The organism is Methylobacterium sp. 2A, from assembly GCF_009806555.1.
Classification (GTDB): domain Bacteria; phylum Pseudomonadota; class Alphaproteobacteria; order Rhizobiales; family Beijerinckiaceae; genus Methylobacterium.
In genome coordinates this window covers 281-18,708 of sequence record NZ_VUOK01000064.1, presented here as the reverse complement: position 1 = coordinate 18,708, position 18,428 = coordinate 281, and the positions used below count along the sequence as shown (strand labels likewise).

The 18,428-nt window shown below is 70.3% G+C and carries 14 protein-coding genes, 1 tRNA gene, 1 rRNA gene and 2 pseudogenes (1 of these 18 cut by a window edge); 10 read left to right on the top strand and 8 right to left on the bottom strand.

The features are described 5' to 3' along the window. Positions 1-88 precede the first annotated feature (88 nt). Complete coding sequence (rfbC, locus tag FVE89_RS29705) at positions 89-640, bottom strand: dTDP-4-dehydrorhamnose 3,5-epimerase (protein WP_161393847.1); 552 nt, start codon at positions 638-640, stop codon at positions 89-91. A gap of 174 nt (positions 641-814) precedes the next feature. Here rfbC and FVE89_RS29700 point away from each other — a divergent pair, with 174 nt between their 5' ends. The 3 genes from FVE89_RS29700 (at position 815) to FVE89_RS29690 (ending at position 2,736) form a co-directional block, all read left to right on the top strand. Then, positions 815-1,729 carry a hypothetical protein gene (locus FVE89_RS29700; protein WP_161393752.1) on the top strand — a complete coding sequence of 305 codons (915 nt, stop codon included), beginning with the start codon at positions 815-817 and terminating at the stop codon, positions 1,727-1,729. A gap of 165 nt (positions 1,730-1,894) precedes the next feature. Further along, entirely contained in the window at positions 1,895-2,332 is a 438-nt protein-coding gene (locus FVE89_RS29695) for a hypothetical protein (protein WP_161393751.1), read from the top strand. Then, positions 2,329-2,736, top strand: a complete 408-nt coding sequence (locus tag FVE89_RS29690; RefSeq protein WP_161393750.1) for a hypothetical protein — start codon at positions 2,329-2,331, stop codon at positions 2,734-2,736. The genes FVE89_RS29695 and FVE89_RS29690 overlap by 4 nt, the downstream gene beginning before the upstream one ends. A 151-nt stretch (positions 2,737-2,887) precedes the next feature. Here the strand turns inward: FVE89_RS29690 and queE are convergent, their stop codons facing one another. Beyond that, positions 2,888-3,520 carry a 7-carboxy-7-deazaguanine synthase gene (gene queE / locus FVE89_RS29685; RefSeq protein WP_161393846.1) on the bottom strand — a complete coding sequence of 211 codons (633 nt, stop codon included), beginning with the start codon at positions 3,518-3,520 and terminating at the stop codon, positions 2,888-2,890. Positions 3,521-3,791: 271 nt separating this feature from the next. On the opposite strand from queE, the gene FVE89_RS29680 reads away from it, so the two are divergent. The 4 genes from FVE89_RS29680 (at position 3,792) to nth (ending at position 8,210) form a co-directional block, all read left to right on the top strand. Beyond that, positions 3,792-5,276, top strand: coding sequence for a D-alanyl-D-alanine carboxypeptidase family protein (locus tag FVE89_RS29680; protein WP_161393749.1), 1,485 nt, complete (start codon positions 3,792-3,794; stop codon positions 5,274-5,276). A gap of 61 nt (positions 5,277-5,337) precedes the next feature. Then, on the top strand, positions 5,338-6,474 hold the full coding sequence (locus FVE89_RS29675) for a GTP-binding protein (RefSeq protein ID WP_161393748.1): 1,137 nt from the start codon (positions 5,338-5,340) through the stop codon (positions 6,472-6,474). Positions 6,475-6,569: 95 nt separating this feature from the next. After that, positions 6,570-7,436, top strand: a complete 867-nt coding sequence (locus tag FVE89_RS29670; RefSeq protein WP_161393747.1) for a hypothetical protein — start codon at positions 6,570-6,572, stop codon at positions 7,434-7,436. A gap of 63 nt (positions 7,437-7,499) precedes the next feature. Next, positions 7,500-8,210, top strand: coding sequence for an endonuclease III (gene nth, locus FVE89_RS29665; protein WP_161393746.1), 711 nt, complete (start codon positions 7,500-7,502; stop codon positions 8,208-8,210). A 6-nt stretch (positions 8,211-8,216) separates the two neighbouring features. Here the strand turns inward: nth and FVE89_RS29660 are convergent, their stop codons facing one another. Continuing rightward, positions 8,217-8,534 carry an HPr family phosphocarrier protein gene (locus FVE89_RS29660; RefSeq protein WP_161393745.1) on the bottom strand — a complete coding sequence of 106 codons (318 nt, stop codon included), beginning with the start codon at positions 8,532-8,534 and terminating at the stop codon, positions 8,217-8,219. Positions 8,535-8,809: 275 nt separating this feature from the next. Between FVE89_RS29660 and FVE89_RS31445 the strand changes: the two are divergent. Both FVE89_RS31445 and FVE89_RS29655 read left to right on the top strand, forming a co-directional pair. Then, a pseudogene (locus FVE89_RS31445) lies at positions 8,810-9,066 on the top strand (plasmid stability protein stbC). Further along, positions 9,063-9,439, top strand: a pseudogene (locus FVE89_RS29655) (type II toxin-antitoxin system VapC family toxin); the annotation flags it as partial. The pseudogenes FVE89_RS31445 and FVE89_RS29655, both read left to right, overlap by 4 nt. Positions 9,440-9,465: 26 nt before the next feature. On the opposite strand, the gene FVE89_RS29650 reads toward FVE89_RS29655, so the two are convergent. The 3 genes from FVE89_RS29650 to FVE89_RS29640 form a co-directional block, all read right to left on the bottom strand. Continuing rightward, a complete protein-coding gene (locus FVE89_RS29650; RefSeq protein WP_246731242.1) occupies positions 9,466-13,770 on the bottom strand; it encodes a translocation/assembly module TamB domain-containing protein in 4,305 nt (1,434 codons plus the stop codon). Positions 13,771-13,821: 51 nt separating this feature from the next. Next, complete coding sequence (locus FVE89_RS29645) at positions 13,822-15,759, bottom strand: autotransporter assembly complex family protein (RefSeq protein WP_161393845.1); 1,938 nt, start codon at positions 15,757-15,759, stop codon at positions 13,822-13,824. A 238-nt stretch (positions 15,760-15,997) separates the two neighbouring features. Continuing rightward, a complete protein-coding gene (locus tag FVE89_RS29640) occupies positions 15,998-16,915 on the bottom strand; it encodes a LysR family transcriptional regulator (protein WP_161393743.1) in 918 nt (305 codons plus the stop codon). 99 nt (positions 16,916-17,014) lie between these two features. Here FVE89_RS29640 and FVE89_RS29635 point away from each other — a divergent pair, with 99 nt between their 5' ends. Then, positions 17,015-18,031, top strand: a complete 1,017-nt coding sequence (locus FVE89_RS29635) for an NAD(P)-dependent alcohol dehydrogenase (protein ID WP_161393742.1) — start codon at positions 17,015-17,017, stop codon at positions 18,029-18,031. Between the two features lie 125 nt (positions 18,032-18,156). Here FVE89_RS29635 and FVE89_RS29630 read toward each other — a convergent pair. Together FVE89_RS29630 and rrf are read right to left on the bottom strand one after the other, a co-directional pair. After that, positions 18,157-18,233: transfer RNA gene (locus tag FVE89_RS29630), tRNA-Met, on the bottom strand. Between the two features lie 134 nt (positions 18,234-18,367). Then, a 5S ribosomal RNA gene (gene rrf, locus FVE89_RS29625) occupies positions 18,368-18,428 on the bottom strand (it continues 68 nt past the right edge of the window).

The following is an 18,428-nucleotide window of genomic DNA, read 5'->3' as shown; positions in this document are numbered from 1 at the left end:
GATACCTCTTCGGAGTGTTCGCAAACGGATGGGCGGGGCGTCAGAAGACGGCCGCCGTGACGGAATTACGGCCGACGGGCCGCTTCGATCAGAAGACGGGCCCGAGATCGGCGAGTTTCGGCGCGCGGCGATCCTTGTCGGACAGAATGGCCACCTCGGCCGAGACTGGCCATTGGATGCCGATTGCGGGATCGTTCCAGGCGAGCGACCGGTCATGCTCGGGGCTGTAGTAAGCGTCGACTTTGTAGGCGACCATCACGTCGGGTGTGAGGGTGCAGAAGCCGTGGGCGAAGCCGTGCGGGATGAAGAGCTGCGTGCCCGTCTCGGCGTCGAGCGTCACGGCCACGTGCCTGCCGTAGGTCGGCGAGCCGCTGCGGAGATCGACCGCGACGTCGAGGATGGCGCCCTGCAGCACGCGGATCAGCTTGGCCTGTGCCCGGGGCGCGATCTGGAAGTGCAGCCCGCGGATCGTGCCCTGCGGGGCGGAGAAGGACTGGTTGTCCTGAACGAAGGTGTTGGTGATGCCGCCCCGTTCCATGGCATCGACGCGGAACGTCTCGGAGAACCAGCCGCGCGCATCGCCCAGCCGCTTCGGGACGATGCGTTTCACGTCCGGGATCTCGGTTTCGATGACGTCCATGCCAGCGCCCTTCCAGCGGATCCCGTGGCGCGGCGCGGCGACCGTCTGCGCTAGAGCCCGCTCCGAGCCGGCCTCCGCATCGCCGAACCAAACCTCGTTGATCGGCCTGCGACTTCCGGTCATTCGACACCCGTGTCAAGGCGTGGGCATTCGGTGCCGATCACGTGGGGGCCGATGACGGGGCAGACGGAGCGATCCGTGGAGGCGCTGCTGCGCGCGCAGGTTGCAGACCCGAATTGCGCGTGGAGTCTCGGCAGCTACGGCGCCGTCGCAGCCTTCCGCAGGGATCCCGACGAGCCGGCGCGGCCCCAGGACGACGGACGGATCGGGCTGGCGACGGATCGCGGCGCGCTGGCCCTGCTGGCACTGCCCGCGCTTCGACCGGTCGCCTACGAGACCGGCTTCACGGGCAGCTGGAGCCAAGCGGTCGCGCTCTGTCTGCCGGTCGCGGCCTGCGCGATGGGGAGGCGCGCGGTGCTGACCGAATTAGGGCCGGACGCGGCGGCAGCCCGGCCCCAGGACCGGGACGGCATCCTGTTCGATCTTGGCCTGGGCCTCGACGCCGTCGACGCCTGCGTTCGCGTGGCCGCTCCCGACCTGATCGGCCGCCTGCGAGCCGCCTGCGGCCGGCCGCTCTTCGAGCCCGGCAATCCGGTCGTCGCCGCGCTCACGGCGTCGAGCCCGCATCGTGTCTTCATCGCCCGGATCGGGCGGATCGAGGTCTATACGGCGATCCCGGCTCCGGGCAGCATCGCCGAGCCCGGGCCGCACAGCCACATCCTTCCGAAGCTCCTACGACTGAGAAGGACGCATGCGGCCACGGCGCCGATCCCGCAGGGCTGGGTGCCCGTCGCGGCTCTGCACCCGGCCCATCCCGGCAAGGATGCGGCCGGTCGGGCGATCCCGTTCGACGCGGCGCGGCACGCGGCATTCGGGCGTCTGCTCGCTGCCTGGGGTGATCCGGTCCTGGCGGCCCTTCGGCGCGCGGTGCTGTCCGACGAGGAGCCGGATCCGGTCCTGGCCGACGGGCGATACGCGCGCTCGGCGATCCGGGCTGCCCGGGTGCAGCGCGCGGCCATGAAGTGGTGAATGCAAGGATCGGCAAGGCGTCACCATGCTCCGGCGATCTTATCAGCGTCGGATCCGAAACTCTTTCGGTGCGGACGGTTGGCTCGGTCGAACCGCGGTCCGCGCCACTCGACTTCGGGCACCGCCGGCCGCATTGTGTGACGATCGCGCTGGTCAGATTCACCCATGTCCTCTTATGCGATTCTCGCCGAAGATGTCGAAGAGAACAACTTCGCCACCGTCCAAGCGCGGGTGGGTGAATGGCGAGATCGCATCGATGCACTTTATCGACAGCTGAGAGATTGGTCTCCAGAAGACTATAAATTGGATACTTCGCAGCATCTCAGAATGCACGAAGGATTAATGAAAAACTATGGGATCCCTCCGATCGATCTTCCAGTGCTGAACATTTATGACAGCGTCGGTTGGAAGGCGAAGATCGTTCCGTATGGTCTTTGGATCATCGGCGGAGATGGCCGGCTCGATCTGCTCGCCGGTGCGCGACGGCATCTTATCACGGGGGTGCCGCCGAGTGCGGGTTCAGGGTGGCGCATCTCTGAGCCGGGCGCGCGCGGGAACATGAAAGCGCTCGATCGATCTTCCTGGCTCGCAGCACTGCAATGAATCTGGTGCCTCAGATTTTGGCGGCCTATACGGAGACCGACAACTATCTATTTGGCCAGCTCGACGATGCCATTAACAGCAACAATTCTGCCCGACAGGCGTCCGTCCAAGACTTTCGACGCTTCAATGACAATGCCTATTTTGTTCTGCTATGGGGCCAGCTGGAAAGTGAGATCAACGTTAAATTTGCGACCGTGATCTCAGCCGGTCAATCGCATCCGGATTGGGCTGAGCGGCGGAAATTTTACACTTATAATGTGGATAAGACCAAATTCGAGGATAGGCTTTCACTGTTGCTCGACAAGCAGGCGGGGAAGGGGAGCGCGTGGGCTCTCGCGATGCGATACTACGAGCACAGAAACAAGATCGCGCATGGGAAAGCGATAGAACCGGCATCGACGTGACTGCGGTAATCGCCGCGCTGTACCAAGTGCAATCTGCACTCACGGTCTGAGGCCAGGATTCGTCCGGGAGCGTCGTATGGGGAAGTCGCTATGAACAAACATGGCGCCGTCGACCGTGGGTACGGCGATCTAAACCGACCGGATTCAGGCCCTACGGGATCCCGATCATCTTGTGGGTCTGGAGCGAAAGCCGCCAGCGCGCATCCCGCCGGCAATACGCGATCGCGGCCTCCGTGCTGGCAATCCGGCCCGGCCCGTCGAGGGGCTGGAGAAAGCGGTGGCGGAAATCGAGGCCAACGAAATCCGCCGGGTCGGCATCCGCCTGCGGATAGACGAGCTTCAATTCGTGGCCGGTCGTCTGCGCGAGCGGATTGGCCCCCTTCGGGCTGACGCAGATCCAGTCGATGCCGGGGGGCGCCGGCAGCGTGCCGTTGGTCTCGATCGCGATCTCGAACCCGTGTGCATGTACGGCCTCGATCAGCGGCCCGTCGAGCTGAAGCAGGGGCTCGCCGCCCGTGAAGACCACGTAGCGGTTCGCCGGGCCCCCTTCCCACGTTGCCGCGATGGCGGCGGCGAGGGTGGAGGCGTCGTCGAACCGGCCGCCGCCCTCGCCGTCGAGGCCGACGAAATCCGTGTCGCAGAAGCGGCAGGCAGCGGCCGCGCGATCCGCCTCGCGGCCGGACCAGAGATTGCACCCGGCGAAGCGGCAGAACACGGCCGCGCGCCCGGCCTGGGCGCCCTCTCCCTGAAGGGTGTGGAAAAGTTCCTTGACCGCGTAACCCACCGTCATCTCAGTCTGTGTCGCGCACGATGGCCCGTGCGGCCTCTCGGTTGCAGATAGGCGCTGTGCGGATCGGGGACCACAGACAACCACGCCGCGCAGGGCCGCGCCCGGCTCTCGCCTTGCTCTCGCCACGGTGGCCACGTTGATGCCAGGGTGCAGCGCGGCGACCGAACGGCGGCCGCTCGCGTTGTGCCCTCTATCCGGCCCCTCGGCCGGACCTGCGGCGCCTCACGGTGCCGAATCTGGCGATCCTTTGACGAGTCGGGCGCGCATGTCCTCTTCTCTCTTCCGGCGATTCACCGTCGGGTTCGCGGCGCTGGCGGGGCTGCTCGCCGGGATCCGCGCCGCGGATGCGGTCACGGCGCCGATCCTCGTGGCGGACGTGGATTCGGGGAAGGTGATCTACGCGCAGGCGCCGACCGATCCCTGGTATCCGGCCTCGATCACGAAGCTGATGACCACCTACGTCGCCCTCGATCTCGTGCGGCAGGGCAAGGTCTCGCTCGATTCGATGATCACCATCTCGGCCGCCGCCGCCGCCGAGCCGCCCTCGAAGATGGGCTTCAAGCCGGGGACGCAGCTCACCCTCGACAACGCCCTCAAGATCATCATGGTGAAGTCGGCCAACGACATCGCCTACGCGATCGGCGAGAACCTCGGCGGCTCGATCGACAACTTCGCCGCGCTGATGAACGAGACCGCCCAGCGGATCGGCATGCGCGACAGCCACTGGTACAATCCCAACGGCCTGCCCGATCCGCGCCAGTGGACCTCGGCCCGCGACATGGCGGTGCTGGCCCGGGCGCTGATCCGCGACTTCCCCGATTCCCACGACCTGTTCTCGATCTCGGCGATCCAGTTCGGCCGGGCCGTCATGCCCAACCACAACGGCCTGCTCGGGCGCTATCCGGGCACCGACGGGATGAAGACCGGCTTCATCTGCGCGGGCGGCTTCAACGTTGTGGCGACCGCCACCCGCAACGGCCGCCGGATCATCACCATCGTGATGGGCCAGCCGAGCCCGCGCGAGCGCGACGTGAAGGCCGCCGACCTGTTCGACTACGCCTTCACCCAGAGCGCCGGCTGGACGAGCCCGACGCTCGATGCCCTGCCGACCTCCGCCCTGCCCCAGCCGCCGGACATGCGGCCCTTCGTGTGCGGCGGCAAGAAGCCCCCGGCCATCGAGGATGGCCCCGGTGCCCTCACCGCCCCCGGCTCGGCCGCGCAGCTGATCGGCGGCGCGGCGGCCAACTCGCCGGCGCTCGCGATGGCGGCCTTCTCCAACCCGGCCCTGCGCGCCCGGAGCCTGCCGCCGCGGGCGCCGCTGCAGCCGGTCGCCGTCTGGATCGGCCGCAACCCGGCCGAGGGCCAGCAGATCCTCGACGCGCAGGAGGCCCAGCAGAAGGCCGCGGCCGCCAACAGCCGGGCCGCCAAGCTCGAAGCCGCCAAGGCCAAGCGTTTGGCGGCACTGGAAGCGGCCAAGCAGGCGCACGCCGAGCGGGCGGAACGCGCGCAGGCGGCCAAGGAGGCGGCCAAGCAGGCGGCCAAATCCGCGCCCAAGCCGGCCGCGAAGGTCGCCGCGAAGCCGGCCCATGCGCTTCCCCGGTCGGCCAGCGCCTATACCGCCGCGACGACGCCGTCGATGCCGGAAGCCAAGCCGGGCAAGGGCCTGTCCAAGCCGGCCCCGAAGACCGTCGCGCATAAGCCGGCCCCGGCCAGGAAGCCGGCCGACAAGAAGGCCTCCGCGGAGGAGTAGGCGCTCCCACGCGGCGGTTGCTGCGTTGCCGCGGGCGCCGGGAATCCTTACCTCGACGCCCATGTCAGTCAGCCCTACGCCTGCCCCCGATCCGCGACGCCCAGAGCCGATCCCGCTCACGGTGCTCACCGGCTTCCTCGGTGCCGGCAAGACCACGTTGCTGAACCGGCTCCTGCGCGATCCGGCGCTCGCCGACACGGTGGTGATCGTCAACGAGTTCGGCGAGATCGGTCTCGATCACCTGCTGATCGAGACCGTCGACGAGGACATGATCCTGCTCGGCGCCGGCTGCCTGTGCTGCACGGTGCGCGGCGATCTGATCGCCACCCTCGAAGATCTCCTGCGCAAGCGCGACAATGGGCGGATCGGCGCGTTCCGCCGCGTGGTGATCGAGACGACGGGCCTCGCCGACCCCGCCCCGATCCTGCACGCTCTGATCTACCACCCCTATCTCGTGCTGCGTTTCCGCCTCCAGGCGGTCATCACGGTGGTGGATGCGGTCACGGGGGCCGACACCCTGGACGCGCATCCCGAGGCGGTCCGGCAGGCCGCCATCGCGGATCGGATCGTGCTCACCAAGGCCGATCTCGCGGAGGACACCGCCGCGATCCGGGCGCGGATCGCCACCCTCAACCCGGGGGCTCCGATCGTTGCGCCCGACGCACCCGCGGAGACGCTGCTCGGCGGCCTGTTCGGGCTCGACGGCAAGGGGGCCGACAAGGGGGCCGACGTGCGCGCATGGCTGGGCGATGAGGCCCTCACCCAGGCGGATCACGCCCAGGCCGATCACGCCCAGGCCGATCACGCCCAAGCCGACGTGAACCGGCACGACGCGTCGATCCAGGCTGTCTGCCTGACCAGCGCGGCGCCCGTGCCGCGCGCCGCCTTCGAGATGTTCATGGACCTGCTCCGGTCGGGGCACGGGCCGAAGCTGCTGCGGCTGAAAGGCCTCGTGGCTCTTGCCGAGGATCCCGAACGGCCGCTGGTGGTGCACGGGGTCCAGCACGTCTTCCACGCACCGCTCACCCTGCCGGCTTGGCCGGATCCCGACCATACGTCCCGGCTCGTTCTGATCCTGAAGGATCTCGATCCGGCTTTCGTCCGGCAGCTCTGGGACGCGTTCCTGGGACGTCCGCGCGTCGATGCGCCGGACGCTGCCGCTCTCACCGACAATCCCCTGGCGATCCCGGGTCCCTGACCCGGCACCGGCCTTGAAATGCGCGCACCGAATGGCGCTTCGGAGGCGCCGAGGCGTCCCGAAACGGGACGAAGCGTCGAGAGGCAGGACACGCGATGGCGCCACGCTTCACCGTGATACAGGGCGGCCTCTCCGTCGAAGCCGGAGGCGCGGCCAAGCCCTCCACCGGGCGAGCGCCGGACCAGGCTGCCGCGTGGCGCGTCGATCTCCATCGGCCCGCGGACGTGGACGCGGCGTCCGTATCCGCGTGGCGGGCGATGCTGGTCCGGAACGCCGTGACCGATCCGCTGCGCGACCCCGATCACCTGCTGCCCCTTGCCCAGCATCGCCCCGCCGGCCGCCGGGTCGCGATCGCCCTGGTCTGGGACCGCGACGCGGAGACCGGTCGGGAGGCGCTGCAGGGCGTGGTGCCGCTGGCGATGCCGGATCCGGTCTGGGGGGGACGAGCCCGTCCCTGGCAGCCCGCCGAAGCCGAGGCCGCCGCCCTGGTCGAGCGCGCTGCGGCCGAGGCTGTCGACCGGGCGCTTCGGGAACGGCTCGGCGCGCTGCGCCACCCGTGCCGGCTCGTCGGAGCGGTCGAGCCGGCACGGCCGGCGCAGCGGACCCGCCTCATGTCGGTGGCGGACCTTTCGGCCCTGCCGCGATCGGTGCCCGCCGCGAACCTGATCGGGATCCGGCCCGCCGGATGGGAGGCGCCGGTCGCCGAGATCCGTACGGTCACCGGAGCGCAGGCCGTGCGCGATGCGGTCGAAACCTTCCTCACCCTTGATGCACGCACCGCGCGGCGTCCGATCATCGCCGATCCGGCAGAGGCTTCGTTGGTGCGCGTGGTGAGTCGCCTGTTCGGACGCCGCGGTGCGCTCCGGGTCGAGTTCCTGCGCCGGGCGGGGGACATCGTGGCCGGGACCCTGCATCTCGGGACCGGCGCGGCTTCGGTGCCGTGGCGGCGCGCCCGGGCCTGAGCAGTCAATCGGCCGCGCAGCCAGGATCTGTCTGGTGCATGCCCGGGACGCTAGCTCCCCGGTATGGCGCGCGACACCCTCCACGGCCTTCGATCCTCACCGCGCCGGGCGGCCGCCAAGCCGGTCCGTCCCATCGCACGCGACGCGGCCGAACGGGCCGCCGCCGTGATGTCCCGCTTCTCCGAGGCCGATCCGGATCCGAAAGCCGGATTCGATGAGGCCGATCCGTTCCGGCTGCTTGTGACCGTGCTGCTCTCCGCCCAGTCGACCGGACCGACGGTCGCCCGGATCGCGGAGGCGCTGTTCAGCGAGGTTCACGACCCCGCCGGCATGCTGGCGCTGGGCGAGGCGCGCATCACCGAGATCATCCGGCCGGTCGGGCTCGGGCCGTCGAAGGCGCGCAACATCGTCAAGCTGTCGGCGGTGCTGATCGCCGAATTCGGCGGCGTCGTGCCGCGCAGCTCCACCGCGATGCGCCGCCTTCCGGGCATCGGCCGCAAGAGCGCCGAAGTCACCGCCAATTTCGCCTTCCACGAGCCGGTGATCGCGGTCGACACGCACGTGTTCCGGGTCTCGAACCGGATCCCGCTCGCGCCCGGCCCGACCGTGGACGCCGTCGCGGACGGCCTCGCGCGGATCGTGCCCGAGCGGTTCAAGGACGGGGCCCATATCTGGCTGTTCCGCCACGGGCGCGACACCTGCACGGCCCGGAAGCCGGCCTGCCCACGCTGCCCGGTCTCGGACCTGTGCGTGTGGCCCGGCAAGGCGGTCTGAACGCCGCTATTCGTCCTCACCGAACCGGTTGGCGAGCAGCGCCTCGATGGCATCGAGACAGGCCTCCGCATCCTGGCCCACGGCCGTGACGGCGATGCGCGTGCCCATGGCGGCGCCCAGGGTCAGCAGACCCATGATCGACCGCCCACCCACGGTCTCGCCCGCGCGAGTGACCGTGACGGCGGCATCGTAGCGCTCGACGGTCTGCACGAATTTCGCGGAGGCCCGGGCGTGCAGGCCGCGGCGGTTGATGATCGGCAGCAGGCGGAGGAAACCGCCCTCCGGCACCGGGAGATCGTCGTCCGTCTCGAAAAGGTCGTCCATCGGGCGGCGTGATTTTCTGTTCTGGGAGGAGGACGAGATCGTCTCAGGCGGAAGAAAGAAACTTAGAGGCTTTTCCGATCGCGTTGCAATTCGGAATGGATCCAAGGGGTCGTCTTACGCGTCCGCTTCAGAAGGCGCACACAACAGCATCGACCACACCCGGAATTGCCGCTTCCTGAGATGATGCTTCTCCGATGCGCGACCGGGCGCGTTGCAGGCACGATGACGGGTGCGCATAAGACCAATACGGCTCGCACCCACTGGGAGTGACGAGGTTGGCCACCATCACCATTCGCGACGTGCCCGGTGAGGCCCGCCGGCCCTTCGTCCGCGAGCCGAGCGGCATGGCCGCAGCCCGGAGGATGAGATTCGCGGTCTTCTGGAACAGGCCACGCGGCCGGAAGGGCGCCTGAAGCTGGGTTCGCTCCTGGCCTCCATCGCCGGCGAGGCCGGCGGATTGACCGACGACGAGGCCGTCCGCTTCGACCGGATTCGCGAAACGGAGCCGGTCGAGCCGCCCCGTTTCGAATGATCATCCTCGACACCACCGTCATCTCCGAATTGTGGAGAGCGGCGCCGGATTCGCACGTCCTGGCCTGGGTCGACGCTTAGTGATCGTGGAAACTGTCCATCTATCCGCCGTTACCGTCGCCGAGCTACGCTTTGGCTGGGCGTCCATGCCAGCCGGCAAGCGGCGCAGGATCTACGAGGAGCGCCTTGAGAATGCGGTCCTGGCGGCCTCCCGGACCTACGCCGATCTGATGGTTCGGGCCAGGGCCGCAGGCCGACCGAGCGGTCTGGCGGACGGATATATCGCCGCCACGGCGGCTGCGCGGAACCTCATGGTCGCAACGCGCGAGACCCGTCCGTTCGAAGCGGCCGGCGTGCAGACCATCAATCCCTGGCTGTTGGAAACGTCGTTCGCGACGCCCTACCACTCGTACTCGGCGCCGACGCCCAGGCTGGTGCGGCCGTCGCTGCCCGCCTCGCCCTTCAGCTTGATCCGCCGGGTGACGTCGAAATCCACCCCCACCGCCGTGTCGGCGGGCTTGGCGCCGGCCTTCACGCCGATGCTGACCCGGTCCGAGATGTAGCGCGAGGCGCCGAGCGCCGGGCCGCCGCTGGACCCTGTCGACACGTCGAGGCTGTCGAGACCGAGGCCTTTGCGGGCCTGCTCGAACACGTCCGGACCGGCGGCACCGCCCGAGAGCTGGGCCACGGCCTGGGCGAGCTGCAGGGCCTGGAACGGCGACAGGCCGCCCGCCGCCTTCTTGAACAGCAGCCGCGACAGGATCTCGTCCTGCGGCAGCACCGGATCGGAGGTCAGGACGAATTGCGGCGCGTCGGCCGGTCCGGTCACCGCCACCCGGGCGGTCACGTCGCCGGCCTTGGTCTCGGCGGCGAAATCGAGGTCCGGGGTGGTCAGGCTGCCCGCGAAGGTCAGCCGGCCGCGGCTGAAATCGAGGCGCTGGCCGACCAGTTCGAGGCGGCCGCGCCGCATCGCGAAGGCGCCGACCGCGTTGGGCGCCAGCGCGGTTCCGGTGATCCGCAAGGCACCGCCGAGTTCGGCATCGATGCCCCGCCCGCGCACGAAGATGCGGCTCGGGGCATCGACCGCCACGTCCAGGGTGGCGTCGAAGGGGACGGCGGGCTTCTTCGGCCTGCGCCCCGGTGCCGTCGCGGCCTTCCGCGCGGCGCGCTGCGCCAGCCGCGCCCGCAGCTCCGGGGGCGTGTTGACATGGCGCACCCCCGGCAGGGGGCGGACGGTGGCGGGCAGCCGATCCGGCACGGCGACGTCGATCGAGGCGACATCGACGCGTCCGGAGATCCGCGGCGTCCGCGCCAGCGGGCCGGCGAGGGAGAGATCGAGGCTCGACACGGCGGTCATCAGCGGGCTCGACACGAGTTCGGCCGGCTCCGCGACGATGTGGAACTGGCCGGGGAAATCCGGTTGCAGCGCCACCCGGCCGGTCACGGAGACGCGCCCGCCGTTGCGGGTCGCCGCATTCAGGCGCTCGACCACGAGGCTGTCGCCCCGGCCGCTGACCCGCCCCTCGATTCCGGTAAGACGGATGCCGTTGAGCGGGTCGGTGAAGCTGCCCCCGGTGAGGGTCGCTGCCCCTTGCGCCCGCGGAGCCGCCAGCGTGCCGGTGACGCCTCCGTCGATCGAGACCATCCCGGCGACGCTCTGGCCGCCGACGCTCAACAGGGAATTGGCGAGCGCCGCGTCGAGGCTGCCCCGGGCGCGCAGGTCAAGGGTGCCGCCAGCCTCGACCGGGATCCGGCCGGCTACGGTCAGCGCCATGCCGCGTCCCGCGGTCACCCGGCCGTCGAGGCTCGCCTGCCCGTCCGACAGGGTGCCCTTGGCGCTGGCATCGACCGCCGGCAGGCCGGCCTGCCGCATCTGCGGCGCGACGAGCCTGGACACGGTCAGCGCATAGCGCCCCTCGGGCCTGTCGGCCGGCCCGTGCAGATCCGCCTCCCCGTCGAGGGTCCCCGACAGGGCGAGGTCGGGGGCGGCGATCCGGGCGAGCGAGAGGGGCAGCGCGCGGATCGCGATCTTCAGGTCGAGAGCGCGCCCGGCCCGGCCCGCGACCGAAACCCGGCCGCTGCCCGCCGCGACGACGAGCCCGTCGATCACCGCACCGCCGTCCCGCAGGGTGATGGCGGCCGGGCCGGCCAGGGCCAAGCGGTCGGTCCCGCGGGCGGCCGAGAAGCGCTCGATCTCGATGCGGGGGTCGTCCGCCGGCACGATCCGGGCGGCCCCGTCGAGGCCGAAGCCGCGGGCCTTGGCGCTCAGCGTGACATCGCTGAAGGCGGGGTTTCCGTTGGCGACGAGCCGGACCGTGTCGATCTGCTGGCCGGCGGCGACGAGCCGGTCGGCATCGAGACGTCCGTCGAGGACCGGATGGGCCAGCAGGTCCCGGCCCCTCAGATCCGCATCGAGGCGGGTCAGGGCGGAACCGCCGTAGCGCAGGGCAGCCCCGGTCGCCCGGATCGTCGCATCCTGGCGGCCGCCGTTGCGGGCGAGCGTCACGGCCGCGTCGAGGCGGCCAGCCATCGGCTCAGGGGCGAGCGGCGCGATGTCCTCGAGGTTGGCCGCCCGCACGGTGAGCTGTCCGGCCGAGAGCCACGTCTCGGCCGCGACCGTCGCGTTGCCCGTCACCGCCACCGAGCCGAGATTGAGCGCGAGCCGGTCGAGCACCCAGTCCGGCCCGATACGCGCGCCGTGGGCATCGCCGGTCAGCGCCTTGCCGGCCACATCGCCGGAGAGCTTCAGGCTGCCCTCCGGGGCCAGGAGCGCGTCGTTGAGGATGGCCTCGGCCCGCAGGCCGCGGATCGGCTTGCCGTCCGCGGTGGCGGCGGGCGCGGTGAGCGTCGCCGTGAGGTCCGGGTGCTCCAGGGAGCCGGTGAGCCGCGCATCCAAGGCGGCGCGCCCGGTGAGACGGGTATCGAGATCCGCGAGACTCCGGAGATCCAGCCGGCCGGCCACGTCGGCGCGCTCCGAGGTCGCCTCGCCCTGCAGGGTCGCGGTGACGCCCTGTCCCTCCAGACGCAGGTGGTCGAACCCGTAGCCGTCGTAGGTCCGCGACACGCGTCCTTGGAGCGCAGGCGTGCGACCCAGGACACGGTCGGCCGCCGCGAGCCCGGTCGCGAGGCCGGCGGTGGTGACCGACAGATCGGCCGCCACGGCCTTCCGGGCCGGATCGCCGCTGAGCCGCGCCTTCGCGTCGAGGGAGCCGGCAAGCCCGCGCCCGGCGAGGCCGGAGAAGACCGCGAGATCGGGCAGCGCCGCGTCGAGCGTGCCGGTCAGGGTGTTCTGGCCGATTCGGCCGGTATAGGCGGCGCGCGCCGTCTCGGATTCGAGCCGGAGCGTGGTCACGTCGATCACCCCGTCCGGCCCGGTCCCCGCACGGAGCGTGAGCTGCGCCCGGCTTCCGATCGCCCGCCGCAGGGCCGGATCGGCGAGCCGCAGGCCCGACATCGTGCCATCCGCGCCGATGGCGAAGCGCTGCGCCGCGGGCTCGCCCTGCGGCACCACGTCCAGGCGCGCCTCGACGCGATCGAGGGCGGAATCGCGGCTGCGCAGGCCCGCCGCGTCGAGTGAGCCGCGGATCGTCGGCGTCGCGATCGGTCCCTTCAGGCTGCCGTCGAACACGAGTTTTTCGATTTCGGCCTCGCCCGCCTTGGTCACGCTGCCGTCCGTGGGCAGGGCCCGGGCCTGGAGCGTCAGATCGGCGACCCGGTCGGCGCTCAGGCTCCCGCCGGCGGCCAACCGGGCGGTGCGGGAGGTCAGCTCCAGCCGGTCGATCCGGAAGGCGCTGCTATCCGCGAAGGCGAGGCCGCCTGCAAGCTGCGTCGTGCCGGCGAATACGGAGGCGGCCGGGCCCGGCACCAGCCCTTCGATCCGCGCCGCGAGGTCGAGGGCGAGCCGCCGCTCGGCGCCGATCCGCGAGATCTTCGCGCCGCCCTTCGCGCCGATCTCCGGGCCGGCGGCGAAATCCAGCTTGGCCGACCACGCGTCGAGCGTACCCGTTCCATCGAGGTCGAAATTGATCGGCGGCGTGCCGGGCAGGTTGGCCGCCTTGGAGAGCAGCCCGCCCGCGGGCTCCACGAGATTCGCCTTCAGCTCCAGCGTGTCGCCGTTCGGCACGTAGAGCAGGCCGAGCAGGAAACGCCCGGCGGCGTCGAGGCGCTGCGCCCGGGCCTTGAGTTCCAGCCCCTCGCTCGCCGCGCCGAGCCGGGCGCGCCCTTCCGCGGAGAGCCGGGCAGGCTGCCCGGCCACCGCTGCGCCGAGCACGAGTTCGGCAAGCCTGAAATCCTTGATCTCGACCTTCACCGGCAGATCCGGCAGCAGCTTGCCGTCGGGCTTCGCCTCCGGCGGCGTCGGGCCGGGAACCGGACGGCGCAGCACTTCGAGCTGCCCGATTTCGAGGCTGTCCACCTCCAGCCGACCCGACAGCAGGGCGAGCCGACGCCAGACGATCCGCGCCTTGTCGAGCTTGAGCCAGACGCCGTCACGATCGCTGACCGCGACATCGCGGATGGTCGCATCCGACGACAGGGCACCATCGACCGCGCCGATCGCTACCCGCGACGACGGCGTCGAGAGCGCCCGGGACAGGAGGCCGCCGAGCACGGACTTGTCGCCTTCGTCGGCCCAGGTCCGCGTCAGGGTAGCGGGGATGAGCAGCGCGAGGCAGATCAGGACGAGGCTGAGACCGCCGCGTCCCATGCCGAGAAAGGTTCGCCGTCGTGTTCCGGCTCGGCCTGTCCGTTCAGCCATTCAGAACGCCTGCCCCAGGCTGAGATACAGGACCGCCGGGCGGACGTGGCCGCCCTTGTAGGGGTCGAGCGGGAAGGCGAGATCCGCGCGGATCGGGCCGATCCCGGTGTAGTAGCGCAGGCCGATGCCGACCGATTTCCGGATCTTCTCCTCGAAATCCGGCAGCGCGGAGGCGAAGGCCGTGCCCGCGTCGAAGAACGGCACCACACCGATCGTGTCGGTGACCTTGATGCGCGCCTCGACCGACGCCTCCAGCAGGCTGCGGCCGCCGATCGGCAGGTTGTAGGGGCCGATCGGCCCGAGGGTCCGGTACGGATAGCCGCGCACGGAGCCGCCGCCGCCGGCGAAGAAGCGAAAATTGTCCGGGATCTCCCCGAGCGGCGCGCCGGAGACCGAGCCGAAGCCGATCCGCCCGGCCAGAATGTAGCGGGACTCGTCGTCGAGCGAATAATAGGTCGAGCCCTGCGCCTTCGCGACGAGGATGCCGGGCGACGAGATCGCCCCCGGATAGGCGGCGAGCGAGGCGATCGCCCGCACGCCGCGGGTCGGATCCAGGAGATTGTCGGTCGAATCGTAGGTGACCGAGGCCGGCACGCCGATCAGCCGGTAACTGACCGTGCCCAGCGCGTCCTTGGAGCGGCCTCCTTGAGCGTCGAGCCCGATCTGGGCCGAGAACGTGTCGGAGAACCGGTGCCGGATCGCCGCGGAGGCGCCCCCGCCATCCACCAGATAGCTCTGCTGCACCTCGCGGGTGACGAAGGCGTTGGCCAGCAGGTCGTTGCGCGATCCCCAGAGCGCCGGCTGGACGTAGGTTGCGGAGAGCCGGCCGCCGAGCCCGTTGGTACCGATGCCGGCGATCTTGCGCTGCGTGGCGAAGGGATCGCTGCCGAGGCCGAGATAGTAGATGTCGGCGTCGATCCGGAACGTCTCGCCACCGCCGAACAGGTTGCGGTTGGCATAGTAGGCCCGCACGCCTGGCCCATCGACCGTCGAATAGCGCGCCGAGATGCCGACGAGGTTGCGCTCCCGCTCGGTGACCGTGACGAACAGGGGCAGGTCCCCGTCGGCATCGAGCGCCGTGCCCTCGCGGACCCGCACGCCGCCGATCCCCTCGATCCGCGCCACCGACCGGCGGATCGCCGCGACCGCCTGCGGCGAATAGGGATCGCCCGGCTCGGCGTAGATGAAGGAGCGGATCGTGGCCGGGTCGATCCCCGGGGCGCCGCTGACCGCCACCGGGCCGAGCCCGGCCACCGGACCCGGATCGACCGTGAAGGTCACATCCATGACGTGGGTGGAATCGTCCACCACCGGATCGCGGGTGATCACCTTGGCGAAGGGGTGGCCCTGGCTCCGGAACTGATCGATGATCCGGGCTTCGCGGGCCAGCACGGTGGCTGAGCGGGCAGGAACATCCTCATCCACGCGGGTAACGCGCGGCGGCAGGACGGCTTCGGGGAAGGCGCGGCCGGCCGGATCGTGCACCACGATCCGGCGCAGGTGATAGAGCGGCCCGAGATCGATGGCGATCCGGACCGGGACGAGACCGCGATTGCGCCATGCCTCGGCGGCGCCGACGGAAGCGGTCTCCTGTCCGCCGACCGAGGCGCCATCGATCCGGATCGCGACGGTGCCCTGGTAGTAGCCGTAGCCCGACAGGAGATCGGCCAGCTTGGCTCGGTCGGCCTCGGCCCGGCGCAGGAGCCCCTCCCCGTCCGGAGGCGGCTCCTGGCGCAGGCGGTAAAGGGTCGACGTATCCTGCACGGCCTGCAGGACATCGGAATCGTCGGTGCCGGTGATCCGCACGCTGTACGGCAGCGCCGAGGGGCTCGGGGTCGGCGGTTCCGGCTCGCTCCCGAACAGGCCGAACAGGTCGAAGGCTTGCGCCGGACGCGGTGCGGCCGTCAGCACCAGAAGCGCGCTCGCGCCGGCCAGCATCAGCCGTGGCAGCGCGCGACGCGTCCGGATCTCGAATGTTGGGTTGGCGGAACCGGAAACGCGCAAACCGCGCTCTTCAGTCCCGATTGCGGTCGGCCGCGCGGCCCGTCCGGATCGTCATCGCTGCTCCCCCCTACGCCGCGTGATCCGACGCACCCCAACCTATCTTAAGGCGCCGTGCCGCCCAGGCCAACTCTGCGGCGCGCGTCGTCCCGGGGCGATCGCGGGATCGGCGCGATCAGGCGGGCAACGCGACGCGGGCCGGCAGGTTGGCGGCGAGCGCATCGATCGCGAGACGCACCCGCAGCGGCAGATGCGGCGTCTGCGGCCAGAGCGCGTGGCTGTCGAACACATGCGCCGCGAGGTCGCCCAGCACAGGGACGAGCCGCCCGGCTTCGACATCGTCCCGGATCAGCCAGTATGGCAGCCACGCGAGGCCGTGGCCGTCCAGCGCGGCGTCACGGATCGCGCCGACATCGTCGATATGCATCCGGCTCGGCGGGGTAATCTCCGTCGCGGGTCCGCTCGGCTGCGGGAACAGCCAGGACCGCGACCGGTCGGGGCGGCCGTAGAGGATCGCGCGATGCTGTGCCAGATCGGCGATCGACTGCGGAACGCCGGATGCCCGGAGGTAGGCTGGGCTTGCGCAGACGCGCATGGGCTGGCGCGCGATCCGGCGGGCGGCGAGCCCGGGCCAATCCCGCAGGGCGCCGTTGCGCACCACGAGATCGAACCGATCCTCCACCACATCGACCAGGCGGTCGGTGAGGCTGAGGTCGAGCTCGAGCCGTGGATGCGCGTCGGCGAGACGGATCAGGATGGGCGCGACGCAGAGGCGTCCGAACAGGACCGGCATTGAGACGCGCAGCCGTCCGGCGATCTCCCGCCGGCCGGATTCCAGCATCACGGCCGCGCTCTGGATCTCGCCGAGCGCCCGCCGCCCGTGCTCGAAGACGGTCTGCCCCTCTTCGGTGAGCGTCAGCGACCGGGTGGTGCGATGGAACAAGCGGACGCCGAGCCGCCGTTCCAGGCGCGCGACGGTGCGCCCGACCGCCGAACGGGTGAGGTTCAGCCGGCTCGCCGCCGCCGAGAAGCCGCCCGCCTCGACGGCGGCGACGAAGACCGGCATGTCGGCCAGAAGTTCGCCCCGGATCATTGTTGCGCTCCCGGCACCAATCGAGATCCGAACTATCGCCCCTGGTCCGTGCGCGGCAACGGTAAGCTGTCCCCGTCGGAACGATTTCGGGGAGCTACGATGACGACGATGCGACGCTGGGTTTTGAGCGGCTTCGGTCGCGAAAACCTTCGATTGGAGGAGGTGCCGATCCCGGATCCTGAGCCGGGCGAGGTGCTGGTGAAGGTCGCGGCGGCGTCGCTGAACTACCGGGACAAGCTGGTGATCGCCAATGGAATGGGCCGGGCGCTCGATTTCCCCTTCACCCCGGCTTCCGATCTGGCCGGAACGATCGTCGCCCTGGGCGACGGTGTCACGCGGTTCGACGTGGGTGACCGGGTGATCTCGACCTTCTTTCCGGACTGGATCGACGGTGCGCCGTCCGGCGACGCGCGGAATCCGGATGGCAGCGCCCTCGGCGGCGGCTATCCCGGCGTCCTGGCCGACTATGTCGCCTTCCCGGCAAGCTGGTTCGTCGCGGCGCCGCGCGCTCTCGATCCGGCAGAGGCCAGCACCCTGCCCTGCGCCGGCCTGACCGCGTGGTTCGCGTTGATCGAGCGCGGCGGTCTGAAAGCCGGGACCCGCGTCCTCGTGCAGGGGACGGGCGGCGTCGCATTGTTCGGACTCCAGATCGCGAAGGCGCACGGGGCTGAAGTGTTCGTCACCTCCGGCGACGCCGGGAAGCGGGCACGGGTTCGGGCATTGGGCGCCGACCACGTGCTCGACCGGGCGGGATGGGTCGAGGCCGTTCACCATCTCACCGGGGACCAAGGGGTCGACCACATCCTGGAAATCGTCGGCGGCCCGCATCTGGCCCGATCGCTGGAAGCCGTTGCCGTTCAGGGGCGGATCTCGGTGATCGGCGTCCTCGACGGCTACGACCTTGCGGCCTCCGGCGGGTTGCTGTTGCTCAAGACGGCGACCATCCAGGGCATCCGGGTCGGCCACCGCCGCGCGCTTGAGGATCTGGTGCGCGCGGTGGATGTGCTCCAGCTGAAGCCCGTCATCGACCGGCGCTATAAGCTGACCGAATTGCAGGACGCCCTCGACCATCTCGACAGGGGCGCGTTCGGCAAGATCGTGATCGCGCTGGAGTAAGACGGCCGAAGCGCCCTCCCCTGCCGGACGGATCGCCTGTTTTCGCACGGCAAACGCCGAGAAGCCCGCGGAGCGGTGAGCTCTGCGGGCTTCTTGTTGGGGTCTGTGTCGTGGGATTGTAGATTTGGTTGCGGGGACAGGATTTGAACCTGTGACCTTCAGGTTATGAGCCTGACGAGCTACCGGGCTGCTCCACCCCGCGCCAAGTGTGTGCGGCTGGTCCGGTGCGCCGGCTCTGTGCGAGCGTGGGCGATGGCTCCGGGGCCGGATCGGTGTCGTGTCGAGGGAATGGCGCGGGCTCTGTGCGAGCGTTGCGCGTGGGCTTGCGATGTGCGGGTCTGGCGGCGACCGACTCTCCCGTGTCTTGAGACACAGTACCATGGGCGCTGGCGTGTTT

Bases quoted from the DNA above. Each gene is read 5' to 3' on its own strand.
- nth (WP_161393746.1), top strand. From the start codon at position 7,500: ATGGCGCGCGACACCCTCCACGGCCTTCGATCCTCACCGCGCCGGGCG.
- FVE89_RS29660 (WP_161393745.1), bottom strand. From the start codon at position 8,534: ATGGACGACCTTTTCGAGACGGACGACGATCTCCCGGTGCCGGAGGGC.
- FVE89_RS29670 (WP_161393747.1), top strand. From the start codon at position 6,570: ATGGCGCCACGCTTCACCGTGATACAGGGCGGCCTCTCCGTCGAAGCC.
- rfbC (WP_161393847.1), bottom strand. From the start codon at position 640: ATGGACGTCATCGAAACCGAGATCCCGGACGTGAAACGCATCGTCCCG.
- FVE89_RS29680 (WP_161393749.1), top strand. From the start codon at position 3,792: ATGTCCTCTTCTCTCTTCCGGCGATTCACCGTCGGGTTCGCGGCGCTG.
- FVE89_RS29700 (WP_161393752.1), top strand. From the start codon at position 815: ATGACGGGGCAGACGGAGCGATCCGTGGAGGCGCTGCTGCGCGCGCAG.
- FVE89_RS29635 (WP_161393742.1), top strand. From the start codon at position 17,015: ATGACGACGATGCGACGCTGGGTTTTGAGCGGCTTCGGTCGCGAAAAC.
- FVE89_RS29650 (WP_246731242.1), bottom strand. From the start codon at position 13,770: ATGGGACGCGGCGGTCTCAGCCTCGTCCTGATCTGCCTCGCGCTGCTC.
- FVE89_RS29675 (WP_161393748.1), top strand. From the start codon at position 5,338: ATGTCAGTCAGCCCTACGCCTGCCCCCGATCCGCGACGCCCAGAGCCG.
- FVE89_RS29640 (WP_161393743.1), bottom strand. From the start codon at position 16,915: ATGATCCGGGGCGAACTTCTGGCCGACATGCCGGTCTTCGTCGCCGCC.
- FVE89_RS29645 (WP_161393845.1), bottom strand. From the start codon at position 15,759: ATGCTGGCCGGCGCGAGCGCGCTTCTGGTGCTGACGGCCGCACCGCGT.
- FVE89_RS29690 (WP_161393750.1), top strand. From the start codon at position 2,329: ATGAATCTGGTGCCTCAGATTTTGGCGGCCTATACGGAGACCGACAAC.
- FVE89_RS29695 (WP_161393751.1), top strand. From the start codon at position 1,895: ATGTCCTCTTATGCGATTCTCGCCGAAGATGTCGAAGAGAACAACTTC.